Genomic DNA, 14,074 nt, shown 5'->3' with positions numbered 1-14,074 from the left:
TGAAAACAAAATAGGTATATTCTGCTCTGAAGATCACTTTAACAAGTATTTAGATAGGTTAAGTGATAAAGAATATGTAGAGATTCAAAATAAGTTCTGTGTTTGTAGTGATGATTAAATTATGCAAGGGGATAAATACATGGATTGGTTCAACACCTACGGATTAACAATTATAATAATCATCATGATTCCAAACATTATATTTGCAATAAGAGAAAAGAATATTGAAAGTAAATATCATAATAAGTTTATTGAAACTATAGAACAAATTGGACGATTTGGTTCTATGTTTTTAATGATTTTTAATATTTCATTTTTAGAGTATGGATACTGGTTTTCTAATGCTAAAAGTATTTATATGATTTTGATAGGTGTACTAGCTTTAGCTTATTGCTTAACTTGGATTTTATATTTTCAAAAAGCTACACTTTCAAAGGCTATGGCACTTGCAATTATTCCAACCTTAATATTTTTATTTAGTGGAATAATATTATTACATGTTTTATTAATTATTACAGCAATATTATTTGGAATTGGTCATTTAACTATAACTTATTATAATAATGTGTAATGCTTAGTCTAAATATGAAAATTATAAAACTATAAAGCTATACAGGATGAATTATCAATCTTGTATAGCTTCTTTTTATATTCGAGATTAGTATTTTATATTGGTAAGTAGAGAAGTTAAATTGTGAATCTATTAAAGATAGCTTCGCATACTGGAAAATTATATGAATTTATAGTAAAATTGGTAGTGATTTGGGGAAGGAAAGTGATGTTTACATGGAAAGAAAAAGGGGCTATTTAAATGATGGTCTTGAAGAGACGTTCTTAGAAGAAAATTTATATTCTGAGAGTAGAATTACTTACTTTAAGAATGGTTTTAAAGATGGAATTCCTATAGCACTTGGATACATAGCTGTATCTTTTACCTTTGGAATTGCAGCTAAAAAGGCAGGACTTACTGTATTTCAAGCAGTTTTAATGTCTATTACTAATCTGACTTCAGCTGGACAGTTTGCAGGAGTTGGGCTTATTGCAGCTTCAGCTAGTTATTTTGAAATGATAATAACTCAGTTAGTTATTAATATGAGATATTGTCTTATGTCTTGTACTTTATCTCAAAAGTTAGATAAAGATGTACCTTTAATACATAGGTTTTTAATTGCAACTGGTATAACAGATGAGATTTTTGGAGTTTCAGCTTGCACAGAGGGGAAGTTAAGCCCTTATTATGCATATGGACTTTTTAGTGTTGCAATGCCAGGTTGGGCACTAGGAACACTACTTGGTGGGATCTCGGGAAGTATTTTTCCTCCAAGAGTTTTAAGTGCTTTAGGTGTTGCTCTATATGGTATGTTTATAGCTATAATAGTTCCACCAGCAAAAGAAAATAGAAATATATTAATTGTAGTTTTTGCTTCTATGATTCTAAGCTTTGTATTTACAAAGCTACCAATTTTAAATGAAATATCATCAGGTTTTAGAATTATTATCTTAACTATATTAATTGCAGGAGCAGCAGCTATACTGTTTCCAATAAAGGAGGATAATAATGAAGAATAATGTTTATATTTATATTTTAGTAATGGCACTTGTAACTTATTTAATAAGATTACTACCAATTACATTAATACAAAAGGAAATTAAAAATAAAACTATTCTTTCATTTTTATATTATGTACCTTTTGTTACTTTGGCTGTAATGACTTTTCCAGGGATTCTAAGTTCAACTAGTAGTATGTGGTCAGGACTTGCAGCTCTCATTACAGCAATTATTGTTTCATATAAGGGTGGAAGTTTAATTAAGGTTTCTTTATCAGCTTGCTTAGTAGTTTTTATAATAGAGCTTTTTATTTAAGTAAATTTATAAATAGAAAATGCACAATCCTTAGTTTTACAATAAGGTGCTGTCTCACAAATAGCCTAAATTAACAATTAAAAATGAAGAATTATTGATGTAATTCCTACAAGAATTACTAAAATTAATTACTTATTAAAACTCTAAAGGAGTTTTTTTATCAATTTTTCATTCTTCATTATTAATTTTTCATTGCGAAACAGCACCTGTATTATTTATTATAGCTATTGAAATAATATTAATAAATAAAATTATAAATAAGGTAGAATATTATGAGTAAAGCAGTAAGACGAGGTTATATTCCAACAGATGAAAAAGATTTTAAAGGGGATAGCTTAAATAAATTATATAAGGCTTCAGAGGATCTAATATATCTTTTAAATAGAGGCTATAAGCTTAAAGGTTCATCAACTTTTATAGGTAACCATTATCTTTTATCTGAAAGGCAGAGGCTTTCTTTAGCAAGAGGGATTTCAAAAGATGATGATATAAGAATAAGAAAGTCAAAAGAGATTAGTGATCTTAACGATGTTAATATAGTCCATATAGATGGATTTAATACTATAATAACTTTAGAAGTAGCTTTATCTAATTCTTTAGTTATTAAATCCATGGATGGTACCATAAGAGATTTAGCAGGATTAAGAGGAACTTATTCAATTATTGATAAGACGGAAAATGCTATTAACTTAATAAAGGATTATTTAGTTATAAATGAAATTGACAAAGCTATATTTTATTTAGATAAGCCTGTTTCAAATTCTGGTAGATTAAAAATTAAGATTTTAGATATATTTAAAGGCTCAAACTTAGAAATAGAAGTAGAAGTTCTAGATAAGGTAGATAGTATTTTAAAATCTAAAGAGAATGTAGTATCAAGTGATGCAATAATTCTAGATAATTGTATTAGCTGGATTAATTTAAATAGATATATTATAGAAAATAGCATATCTAATAATAACTTGGTGAATTTTATCAAATTTAATGACTAATTTTGTTGAATAGTTATTGATTAAAAAATGGGAAATGGTATAGAATATAAAGAGATATAGTTTATACGAGGGGGTACATATTTTATGTTAAGTAAACAATTATTAAAGGGTTTAAATGATCAAATTAATTTTGAATTCTATTCTTCATACACATATCTTGCTATGGCTGGATATTGTGAATCTATAGATTTAAATGGATTTGCTAACTTCTTTAGAGTTCAAGCAAAGGAAGAATTAGATCATGCAATGAAATTATATGATTATGTATATCAAAAGAATGGTACAGTTATATTAGAGCAAGTAAACAAACCTAATGGAGATTATGATGGAATAATTGATGTTTTTGAAAAAGGTTATGAGCATGAACAATTAGTTACTAGAAAGATATATGAATTAACAGATATTGCTTATGAAGAAAGAGAACATTCTACTATAAGTCTATTAAAATGGTTTATAGATGAACAAGTTGAGGAAGAAAATAACTTTAATTCATTAGTAAAGAGAGTAAGAAGAATTCAAGATAATCCTGCAGGACTTTATTTAATGGATGATGAATTAGCCACAAGAGTTTATACACAAATTACGAATAATTAATCTTAAAAGCTTTATAAAATTGATATAATTCAATTTTATAAAGCTTTGATTAATTAGTACACTATTTTTATGGGACTTGTAGATTGTAATGCTATAAGCAATATAGCTTCTTAGCAGCACTACAAATAAAGCTATCTCTATAGGCTAAATTCTTATATATAATGTAAATTCAAATAACTCTTGAATCATTATAATTTCAGTATTAAAATTAATTTGTTATCTAAGTAGTGATAGAGTAAAATTATTTGAACATAGATATAATAGAATTTAAGTTTTGTGAGGATAAAATGAAAATAAGAAAACCAGATTATTTTGATAAGTTTAAATGTATAGCTGATAAATGTGAAGATACTTGCTGTGCTGGATGGGGAATAGTTATAGATGATAAATCTTATGAGAAGTATCAAGCGGTAGAAGGTGAGTTTGGAGATTATCTAAGAAGCAAGATAGTTATAGATGAAGGTGATAATGTTTTTGTTCTAAATGGAGATAGATGCTCATTTTTAAATGATAATAATTTATGTGAGATATATAGTAATATTGGTGGAGATGGGCTTTGTTATACTTGTAGACAATATCCACGTTACCTTGAGGAATTTGGTTCTTTAAGAGAAATAGGGCTTTCTTTGTCTTGTCCTGAAGCATGTAGAATAATTCTTGGCTCTTCTTCAAAGATGAATTTCATTTTAGAAGAAAGTGATGAAGAAGTAAGCTCTTATAATGATATAAACCCAAATTTATATATAAATCTTATGCAATGTAGAAAAGTAGTTTTTGATTTTTTAGAGGATACAAGTTTAGATCTAAATATTAGATGTAGCATTGTATTAAAATTTATTGATGATGTTCAAGAAAAAATTGATAGAAATGATATTAATTTAATAAAGTCAGTAAAAGACAAGTATACAGATAAGGAAGTTATTAATAGCATTATCAATGAATTAAAAGACTTTATGGGAAAGGAAAATAAAAAATATAATAATATTAGAGATTTCTTTGATGTTTTTATTAGTTTAAAGCATATTAAACCAAATGATATTTTAGGTCTTGAAAATGCAGTAAGATATTTTTGGCAAAGTGAAGGAGATAAAGATATTTACGTAGATATTCATAATAAATTTAATGAGTATTATAAAGAAAAGACTTACGAATTTGAGCAAATATTACTTTACTTTGTATATAGGTATTTTATGAAGGCAGTTTTTAATTATGATGTATTAGCTAAGATAAAATTAGCTATAGTAAGCTATTTAATGATTAAGGAATTAGCAGCAGTAAGATATCTAGAAAACAAGGAATTTACCTTTGAAGATATGGTAGATATTGCACATACATATTCTAAAGATATAGAGCATTTAGAAGAAAATGTTGAGTCATTAGAAGAACTTTTTGAAACTAATAAAGCCTTTAGTATTTCAAATCTAATAATTACTTTATTGAATTAGATTAACTCTATAATATAAAAGATGTATTAGATATTTATAGAAATAAGTTATAAATGAATTGTCAAAAATCATAATTTTGAAATAGAAATTATATAATATTAAGACAGTAGGTAGATTTTGTAAAAGGAATTTATCTACTGTCTGTTTGTTTTATAGAAATTAATACTTAAAATTATTGTTAATTAAAGTGCTTAATACAATTATAATTAACCTATTTAATAGGATTTAATTTTATTTATAATAATAAAAGCAACATACATAGTAGTTTAATATTATTGTATTTAAAGGTAAGTATACTAATGAAATAAATTTAACAATAGTAGAAATAAAAAGATTGAAATGTTATCGTATTCATTACTTAAAAATACAAAATTGAAACTAATAGTAATAATTTTATATATTTAAACTATATAATTTATGTATAATAACATAAATATTTTTAAATAAATTAAAAAATAGTTAAAAAAATAACTTTTATTGTAAAGTGAAATATAGTTGTTATAATAGAACTTGCGCAAGGATATACCTTTTGGAAGTATACATTTATGTATTTTTCCAAAAGGTATAATTATGTGTTTTTAAATATAGAAAATTTAAGAATTGTTGACAAATGGAGGACGGAATGGATTTTACAAATGAAGAAAGAAGTAATTTGATTAATTTCAAAAAAATTATTGAGTGGGAGGCACTACCAGGATTATTACTATTAATTGCAACTATATTTGCATTAATAATTGCAAATAGCCCTTTTAAAGTTCTTTATGAGAACATATTTCATCATATAGAGATATTACCAGGATTTAATTTGCATAAGTTTATAAATGATTTTTTAATGGCGATTTTCTTCTTAGTTGTTGGTTGCGAAATTAAAATGGAAGTTATAAGAGGACATTTATCAGATGTTAAAAGAGCTTCTTTCCCTGTTATAGCAGCTATTGGAGGAGTAACTATCCCTGCTATTATATTTTTTATTCTTAATAGAAATACACCATATGCTGGGGGAGTAGGTGTGCCAATATCAACTGATATAGCCTTTGCTATTGGAGCCTTTATGATATTTAAGAATAAGCTTAGCAAGTCATTAAAGATATTTTTATTAACGTTAGCTGTTGTAGATGATTTAATTTCTATTGCAGTTATAGGAATATTTTATTCATCAGGAGTAAAATTAATGCCTTTAGCTTTAGGAGCTATAACATTTATACTTTTACTATCATTAAGAAAGATTGATAAAAAAGAAAGAATTACACCTTATTTTATATTAGGATTTATCTTATGGCTTTGCATATATGCAAGTGGAATACATGCAACTATAAGTGGTGTTTTATTGGCTATTACATTACCAATTAGTAAGTGTGACAAGGATACACTTCAATGTACACTGATTAGAATTGAACATGTATTAGCACCTTATGCTAATTTAATTATTCTTCCTTTATTTGCATTTTCTAATACTGCAATAAATATGAATATTTCATCAATTCCAGAAGGAGCATTAAAGGTATCTTTAGGTATAATAATTGGACTAGTAGTAGGAAAACCTTTAGGTATATTATTATTTACATCTGTTTTATCTAAATTTAGGGTTATAGAAAAACCTAGGGATGTTAAATGGTATGATATAATGTGTGTTGGAATGCTTGCAGGAATAGGTTTCACTATGTCTATATTTGTATCTGAAATAGCATTTGCAGGTAATGATGATATACTAAATATAGTGAAAATGTCTATTTTACTAGCGGCTATAATTACTTGTTCAATTGCTGCTATAGCAATTAATTTAGGTAAAAAATCAAATATAAAAGAAGTTAAAGCATAGTAATAGCTTATAATCATTTTAAACCATCAATAATACAGAACTGTGTTATTGATGGTTTATTTATATATAACATATTTCTCAATTAAAAAATAACTAAAGAAGTTTAGCTTTATAAATAACAAACCTATGAAAATAAGATACTATAATAATGTTAGTAATATTACTAATGTTGAAAATAAATCTAATTACTATTAAAATTAAAGTAATGAGATATTATGTGGAGGGTGTATTGGATAGAAAATTAATTGAAAAAATAATAGGTAAGAAAAATTACGTTGATTTGAATGACGAAATATATATTTTAAGAGAAATGACTTCTATAATGAGGGAAAAAATAGTCTTTAAGATAGAGTTTATTAAGGATTTTCTTGATGGTATAAATCAGAAAACATTGAAATCTAAAGCTGTAGTAGATGGTATTATAGATGGATTAGAAAATGATAAATTTACTTTAGGATATACTAATAGTAAGATTTATCTTCTTAAGTATTTAAAGGATATTCAGTTTAATTTAGATGGTATAATAAAAACTTCTAATCCATTAAATTATGACGAATTGATTATGTATACTAATAGTTTAATAGATCTTATATTATTATTTTAAGATATTTGATTAAAAGGCTTTTGCTGTTTATTAATGATACAAAAGTTTTATGCTTGGAACTGCTTAAAATATTTTATAGTAAGAATTTTAACTATTTATATAGTTTATAAAAGGAATGTTAAGCTAATGAGCTATTTAACATTCCTTTTATTTTATCCTTTAGGTTTGAATATAATTGCAGCAAAGAAGCCAAATACTACAGCAGCAGAAACACCACCGCTTACTGTTTTTAAAATACCTGAAAAAATACCTATAAATCCAGTTTGCTCAGCTTCTGTAATTGCTGCAGTTACTAGTGTATTTCCAAAACTACTTATAGGAACAAAAGCACCAGCACCTGCTAGTTTTACTAGAGGATCATATAATCCAAATCCACCTAAAATTGCTCCAATTACAACTAAAGTACAAGTAGTATGAGCTGGAGTTACTTTTAAGATATCCATTATAAGTTGACCAATAACGCAAATAATACCACCTACAATAAAGGCAAATATAAACTTTTCCATAATATCACACCCTTTTACATTTCTATAGAGACAGCATGAGCTACACAAGGTATACTTTCTTTTTGCTGGAAGGAGATGGGGGACATTAGAGCTCCAGTTGCAACTACTAATATCTTTTTTAGCTCTCCTTTTCTCATTCGATTAAGTAAGTGTCCATATGTAACAGTAGCAGAGCAAGCACAACCACTTCCGCCACAAAAACTTGGTTGCTCCTTACTGTATATTAATAAGCCACAGTCTGTAAAAATATCTTCAGGCATATTAACTTTATGCTTTTTAAATAATGCGTTAGCAATTTCATGACCAACCTTTGCTAAATCTCCAGTAGCAATTAAATCATAGTGAGTAGCATCTATTTGTAGATCTCTAAAATGAGCTTCAATAGTATCTACAGCAGCTGGTGCCATTGCAGCACCGACATTATATGGATCAGATATTCCCATATCTACAACTTTACCTATAGTTGCAGATGTTACTTTTGGTCCATCACCACTTGCAGCAAGAACTGCAGCTCCTGCACCTGTAACTGTCCATTGAGCAGTTGGTGGTCTTTGGACTCCATAATCTGTAGGGTATCTAAATTGCTTTTCTGCTGCAGCATTATGGCTACTTGCAGAGGTTAAAACGTATTTTGCAGCCTTACTTTCTATAAGTTGTGCAGCTAGTGCTAAACCTTCCATAGAGCTTGAGCATGCACCAAATATTCCTAGATATGGAATGGCTAAAGTTCTTGCAGCAAAGCTACTAGTAATAATTTGATTCATTAAGTCTCCACTAAAGAAGAAGTTTATATCCTCTTTCTGTAAATTAGCTTTTTCTATAGCTCTATTACAAGCATGTTCTAACATAACTTTTTCAGCTTTCTCGTAGCTATCTTGCCCAAGCCATAAATCTTCAGTAATTATATCAAAGTCATTAGCTAAAGCACCATTTCCTTCGAAGGGACCGCCAAGAGCTGCAGAAGATAATATAGTAGGTTTTGATTCAAAAACCCATGATTGATGTCCTTTTAGCATTTACATACCCCCTAACCATATTATAGTCATTTTTATTGTAGCCACTACAAAAGCTGCAACTATACCATATACAACTATAGCGCCTGCTAAACCAAACATATTACCGGCTACGCCAAGAACAAAGCCTTCACTTTTATGTTCAATTGATTTTGAAGCTATTGAATTTGCAAAACCTGTAATTGGTACTGCAGTTCCACAGCCAGCCCATTGACTTAAGTGATCATAAACGCCAAGCCCTGTAAATAAGACTGAAAAGAATATTAGTGTAATTAAAGTAGGGGTCATAGCCGTTTTTTCATCAAAGTTTAAATAATGTATATAAAGCCAATTAAATATTTGACCAATAGTACAAATTCCTCCACCAACTAAGAATGCTCTTAAACAGTTTTTTAAAATTGGTCTTTTGGGCTCTATAGCCTTTACTAAATCATCATATTGTTGCTGAGTAGAAGTCATTTTTTTCTTTTTCATATTTGACATTTAAATTCACCTTCTAACGTAATAAATATGGTTCTAATTTATTTATTAATTCCTCTAATTTTTTAGCATTTTTAGAGTACATATTTTTAGCTTCTTCATTGTCAGTATCTAAGGAGTAGGACATTAAATCTGATTGACACTTTAAAAGGCTTGCATATAGCATTTCCTTAACTTGAGCTTTTGGAATTTGGATCATATCATCAAAAAGGTCTAAGTATAAATCCCCTGAAGAATCTACTTGCCCTAGGAAAACACTTTCTAAAGGAACTCCCTGTGCTTCCAGTTGTGTATTAAGCCAACCTATGTTTAATCCTGCATTAGTAAGACCTTCATTCAATATGTTTCCATCTAAAATCACAGCTTGAGGTTCAGATTTTTGAGGAACCTTCTTACCCAAATCATATGAAGTTACAGGTTTCTTATCAGCTTTTAAACTAACATTTATATCACCATTAGTTTCTAATAATGAAAATTCTACATCGGCTAAATTAAAAGCATTTTTCGAACGCATTATTTGTAAAAACTCTTGTCCTGTTATTCTTTCTTTAGATAAGTTATCTTCCATGATTTTACCATTTTTAATTAAAACTCTTTCTTTTCCATGTAGCAAATTATAAACAGTCTTACTTTTCATAGAAGCGAAATCTAGCAGAAGAGGCATTATAGCCCAAATTACTAATGTTATAATTCCAAAATAGAAATTAGTTATAATACCTAAAGAAATCAGTGGAATTAAAACTGCAACTACACTATAAGAAATAAAATCAAATGGTGTAGCTCTAGCTAATGTTTTTCTCTTCATATATCTTGTTATTATAATTGCTATAAAAAATAGAATTATTGATTTAAATAAAACTATTAACCAAGTATCCATATTTCACCTCATTTAATTGCCCTTATATTGTGGTTCTTCAAGCTCCATAAATCCAATTCTTTGCTCTAAATCTACTTTTATTTTATCTAGCTCCATAGAAGCTTCCTTATATATTTTTCTAGATTCTTTATTTTGTTCTTGGAGGTAATACATATCTAATGTAGCTTCGGCACCTTTTAATGTAGCTAGGGTTTGTTTTACCTTTGAAATAGCTGTCATATAAAAATCTCCTTTATATTAATAAAATTCCTTACTAAGTTACTTTAACCTGAATACATAATTTTAATTCATTACTGATTAGAAATAATTATTAATCAAGTATAAAGTGCTAGATATAATATCTTAGATGGAAATAAATTAATAAAGGGATATTTTTCATTTGATATTTAGGAATATTTAAAAATGGATTGTAAGACAATATATTTGCAAAATAAATTTTTAAGGAGGACATATTATGCCAACAGGAACTAAAATAGAAACAGCTTTAGCAAGTGCAAAAGGATTAGCAGCTGATATGAAGACATTTTCTTTAGATACAGATAATCAAGAAGCTAAACAAATGTTTAATCAACTTGCTAATACTATGTCAGGTGTAGAGCAATCATTACAATCAAGACTTGATTTTGTAAAGCAACAAGAACCTCAATATAATAAATAGGGTTCTTAAGAAAATAATAAATAAAAAAGCATTATATAGATTAAATTTTTAATCTATATAATGCCTTTATAAAAAGTTATATTAATTTATTGAGCACTCCCTATCTTTGAAGAATCTCCACTTTCAATAACTTCATTAGTGTTCTTATCAATAAAGTTAACTATAGTCTTTATGTTACATTCATCCACTGAATTCATAGCTTGATAAATATTACCTGATAGATAGAATGTAAGTGCTGAAAATGATTCAAAAGGATTAAACTTTGATGAATCAACATATATATTAAATTTTGTTAAGTCATCATTATATTCTATTTTATCAAAAGAAGAATAGGTATCTTTATCAGCTAAAGTATCTGAAATCATTTCATCTGTGTTTGTCTTTAATTCATCTAATAAAGCTCTATGAGTTTTTTTATTCATTGTATATGTTACTGAGCCATTCTCATTAACTAAAACATCATGTATTCCTTTAGCTTTACCTTCTGATTCTATAGTGCTTGTATCTGCTGTTTCAAAAAAGATTGAAGGTAATGTAACTTTAACATTGAATAAATTTTCTTCAGAAGATATAGAATCGTTATTAGTATCTGTGCTTTCTCCTTTAGAACTACATCCAATTAAACTAATCATAAGAATAATAACTAAAGATATTGATAATAGTATTTTACGCATTTTTACTCCCTCTTAATTTATGTAAATATTGTAATGTTATATCCATAAAAAGTAAATAAGGTAGAGAATTGAAAGAGTATAAAATGATTTAAGTTAATTTGTATCATATCAACTATTTGTATTAAATATTTAATTTAGGGTTACATATAATTTATATTTTCAAATTTAATAGAGCTTTGTAGTCCAGTAGTCATATCTTTTAAGTTTATACTTCTGTTTGCCTCTTCCTCTTCACCTATAATAATTACATTAGGTATAGAGAACTTATTTGCATAATTCATTTTCTTTTTTAACTTATCGTCTTCAAAATATATTTCTACTTTCTTATCTAAAGAGATAAGTTTATTATAAACTTCATAGCAATAATCAGTGACATCAGCAATTGGAATTATCAAGTATTCAATAGTAGGGGATAGGGCATAATTATCTACAAAGCCAATTTCTTTTAAAATAAAGAAAAGTCTTGTTAAACCAATAGAAATCCCAACACCAGGAAGAATATTATTTGTATAGTTTTCAGCTAGGTTATCATATCTTCCACCAGAGCAAATAGATCCATAACCTTCATTAGTAACTAATAAGGTTTCAAAGACTGTTCCAGTATAATAATCTAGGCCTCTAATAATTTTTAGATTAATTACATATTCATTTTCTTTAACTCCTAATAACTCAAGGGTGTTTGTAACATCATTTAATTCTTCAATACCTATCATAAATTTTTTATTATTTATATTTAATAATTCTAAAGCATTTAAAACTTCATTTTTATTACCACTTATATTAATAATTTTATTAATAATTTCAGCCTTTTCCTTAGTAAGAATTTTTGATAATTCTTCTTCAAATATTTCTTTTCCTATTTTATCGAATTTATCTATTAGAATCATTACTTCATTTGTAATTTCAATGTTTAAATACTCTAGTAATCCGGCAAGTATCTTTCTATTACTAATTTGAAATTTGTAATTAGTTAATCCTATAGATTTAAAAGCTTTTGAAGCTAAGCTTATTACGATAGCATCATTCTTAATACTTAACTTTTCTTTACCAATAATATCTACATCGAACTGATAAAACTCTCTATATCTTCCTTTTTGGTTTCTTTCACCTCTATATACTTTTCCTATTTGATATCTTTTGAATGGAAAGGTTAAATCATTAAAGTATTGAGCGGTATATCTAGCAAAAGGAACAGTTAAATCAAATCTTAAAGATAGATTTTTAGAGCCTTTATTAAAAGAATATACTTGCTTCTCAGTTTCTCCAGCAGTTTTAGCTAAAAGAACTTCTGATTTTTCGATTATAGGTGTATCAATTGGTAAGCATCCATTGTCTTCATATACCTTAGTTATTTTCTTTACAATATCATTGAAAATTCTTTGCTCCTGTGGTAATAACTCCATAAATCCTGGTAATATACTTGGTTTAATTATTATATTTTTCATATTTATCACTCCTTAAAAATTTTATATAACAAAAAGCCCTGTAGGCAGATTCTACAGGGCTAACAAATATGATTGCACTAATCATAGCCTAGAGAAGCAAGCCTACTTAAAATAGACTTGCATCTAAAATAGATGAAGTCTCTCTAGCTATGATGATGTATGGTATTTAAATATATTAGTGCTTTCATAATATTTCCTCCTAAATGTAATAAATAAATTATAAAGCATTTAATATATATATTCAATATTTTAATGAGATAAACCTTATTAATTAATATATAAGATAAATATAAAATTCTAGCTATATGGAAATGGTTTTGACAATATTTTACTTATATAGTAAAATATTATTGATTTAAACTATGGGGGTAATTACTATGAAATTATTTAAGAAAATTTCACTTTGCTTAACGCTTGTTTTATCTATTGGAGTATTATATGGATGTAATAGTACTTCACCATCTGATGTTGTAAAAAGCAAAATAGATGAGATTAAAGATGCTGATGATAAATTAGTATCTACAATGATAGAAGCTATGTCAGCTGGAGCAGGTGAAGGCCAAGTAGAATTTACTAATGAATTAATCAAGCAAGCACAAAAGTTAGAATATGAAATAGCTTCTGAAGATATAAATGGTGATGAGGCTGTTGTTTCTGTAGATGTTAATGGGTTTGATCTTGAAGCAACTTTAGTAACATCTATGACTGAGATAGCTCGTGTTGGAGTAGAACAAGTACTAGCAGGGGTTAATACTACAGACGAGGAAAATGAGGAACTTGTTATGAAGATAATGACAGATACTGTAAAAAATAGTACACTTAGTAATAGAACAATAAAAGTAAATCTTATTAAAGAAAAAAGTAGCTGGAAATTTGCTAATGAAAATGATCTATATCTAATACTATTTAATTTTGATCCTACTTCATTCGATTATAATAATGTAGATAAATATATTGATGAAGAAGCATTATATAATTCATTAAATGAAGGAAATTAGATAATGTAATACTAATATAGAATTTAAAATGTTTGATAAAGGAATATGGCTTAAGTCATATTCCTTTTTTGTAAAATAATAAGCAATTAAAATAAACTTAATTTT

The 14,074-nt window shown here is 27.1% G+C and carries 17 protein-coding genes; 10 read left to right on the top strand and 7 right to left on the bottom strand.

What is annotated here, in order from left to right; all coding sequences use genetic code 11:
• Window positions 1-139: 139 nt before the first annotated feature.
• The 8 genes from GPX08_RS00995 (at window position 140) to GPX08_RS00960 (ending at window position 7,318) form a co-directional block, all read left to right on the top strand.
• Window positions 140-571, top strand: coding sequence for a hypothetical protein (locus GPX08_RS00995; protein ID WP_156624510.1), 432 nt, complete (start codon window positions 140-142; stop codon window positions 569-571).
• A 215-nt stretch (window positions 572-786) separates the two neighbouring features.
• Complete coding sequence (locus GPX08_RS00990) at window positions 787-1,569, top strand: branched-chain amino acid ABC transporter permease (protein WP_156624508.1); 783 nt, start codon at window positions 787-789, stop codon at window positions 1,567-1,569.
• Entirely contained in the window at window positions 1,559-1,864 is a 306-nt protein-coding gene (locus tag GPX08_RS00985; protein ID WP_156624507.1) for an AzlD domain-containing protein, read from the top strand. Before GPX08_RS00990 ends, GPX08_RS00985 begins: the two co-directional genes overlap by 11 nt.
• A gap of 272 nt (window positions 1,865-2,136) precedes the next feature.
• On the top strand, window positions 2,137-2,856 hold the full coding sequence (locus GPX08_RS00980) for a DUF434 domain-containing protein (RefSeq protein WP_156624505.1): 720 nt from the start codon (window positions 2,137-2,139) through the stop codon (window positions 2,854-2,856).
• Window positions 2,857-2,940: 84 nt separating this feature from the next.
• Window positions 2,941-3,450, top strand: a complete 510-nt coding sequence (locus tag GPX08_RS00975) for a ferritin (RefSeq protein ID WP_156624503.1) — start codon at window positions 2,941-2,943, stop codon at window positions 3,448-3,450.
• Window positions 3,451-3,737: 287 nt separating this feature from the next.
• Window positions 3,738-4,895, top strand: coding sequence for a flagellar protein FliB (locus GPX08_RS00970; protein ID WP_156624501.1), 1,158 nt, complete (start codon window positions 3,738-3,740; stop codon window positions 4,893-4,895).
• Window positions 4,896-5,517: 622 nt separating this feature from the next.
• Window positions 5,518-6,714 (top strand): Na+/H+ antiporter NhaA, encoded by a 1,197-nt coding sequence (gene nhaA / locus GPX08_RS00965; RefSeq protein WP_156624499.1) that lies wholly within the window; start codon window positions 5,518-5,520, stop codon window positions 6,712-6,714.
• Window positions 6,715-6,943: 229 nt separating this feature from the next.
• Window positions 6,944-7,318, top strand: a complete 375-nt coding sequence (locus tag GPX08_RS00960; protein ID WP_156624497.1) for a hypothetical protein — start codon at window positions 6,944-6,946, stop codon at window positions 7,316-7,318.
• A gap of 152 nt (window positions 7,319-7,470) precedes the next feature.
• Here GPX08_RS00960 and spoVAE read toward each other — a convergent pair whose 3' ends face one another.
• The 5 genes from spoVAE to GPX08_RS00935 are packed head-to-tail and all read right to left on the bottom strand — an operon-like array spanning window position 7,471 to window position 10,413.
• Entirely contained in the window at window positions 7,471-7,935 is a 465-nt protein-coding gene (gene spoVAE / locus GPX08_RS00955; protein ID WP_156624495.1) for a stage V sporulation protein AE, read from the bottom strand.
• Window positions 7,839-8,840, bottom strand: a complete 1,002-nt coding sequence (gene spoVAD / locus GPX08_RS00950) for a stage V sporulation protein AD (RefSeq protein WP_156624493.1) — start codon at window positions 8,838-8,840, stop codon at window positions 7,839-7,841. The genes spoVAE and spoVAD overlap by 97 nt, the downstream gene beginning before the upstream one ends.
• Window positions 8,841-9,320 carry a stage V sporulation protein AC gene (gene spoVAC, locus GPX08_RS00945; RefSeq protein ID WP_156624491.1) on the bottom strand — a complete coding sequence of 160 codons (480 nt, stop codon included), beginning with the start codon at window positions 9,318-9,320 and terminating at the stop codon, window positions 8,841-8,843.
• Window positions 9,321-9,333: 13 nt separating this feature from the next.
• On the bottom strand, window positions 9,334-10,194 hold the full coding sequence (locus tag GPX08_RS00940) for a DUF421 domain-containing protein (RefSeq protein WP_156624490.1): 861 nt from the start codon (window positions 10,192-10,194) through the stop codon (window positions 9,334-9,336).
• A gap of 12 nt (window positions 10,195-10,206) precedes the next feature.
• Window positions 10,207-10,413, bottom strand: coding sequence for a DUF1657 domain-containing protein (locus GPX08_RS00935; RefSeq protein ID WP_156624488.1), 207 nt, complete (start codon window positions 10,411-10,413; stop codon window positions 10,207-10,209).
• A gap of 235 nt (window positions 10,414-10,648) precedes the next feature.
• Between GPX08_RS00935 and GPX08_RS00930 the strand changes: the two genes are divergently transcribed.
• A complete protein-coding gene (locus GPX08_RS00930; protein WP_136005109.1) occupies window positions 10,649-10,852 on the top strand; it encodes a DUF1657 domain-containing protein in 204 nt (67 codons plus the stop codon).
• 86 nt (window positions 10,853-10,938) lie between these two features.
• Here the strand turns inward: GPX08_RS00930 and GPX08_RS00925 are convergent, their stop codons facing one another.
• On the bottom strand, window positions 10,939-11,526 hold the full coding sequence (locus GPX08_RS00925) for a hypothetical protein (protein WP_156624486.1): 588 nt from the start codon (window positions 11,524-11,526) through the stop codon (window positions 10,939-10,941).
• Window positions 11,527-11,666: 140 nt separating this feature from the next.
• Complete coding sequence (locus GPX08_RS00920; RefSeq protein ID WP_156624484.1) at window positions 11,667-12,971, bottom strand: histidine--tRNA ligase; 1,305 nt, start codon at window positions 12,969-12,971, stop codon at window positions 11,667-11,669.
• A 377-nt stretch (window positions 12,972-13,348) separates the two neighbouring features.
• Between GPX08_RS00920 and GPX08_RS00915 the strand changes: the two genes are divergently transcribed.
• Window positions 13,349-13,969 carry a hypothetical protein gene (locus tag GPX08_RS00915; RefSeq protein WP_156624482.1) on the top strand — a complete coding sequence of 207 codons (621 nt, stop codon included), beginning with the start codon at window positions 13,349-13,351 and terminating at the stop codon, window positions 13,967-13,969.
• The last annotated feature ends 105 nt before the right edge of the window (window positions 13,970-14,074 follow it).

This window comes from Clostridium tertium (genome assembly GCF_902652255.1).
Classification (GTDB): Bacteria; Bacillota; Clostridia; order Clostridiales; family Clostridiaceae; genus Clostridium; species Clostridium tertium_A.
Note: the sequence above shows the minus strand (reverse complement) of the source record. Positions and strands in the feature narration are given on the sequence as shown.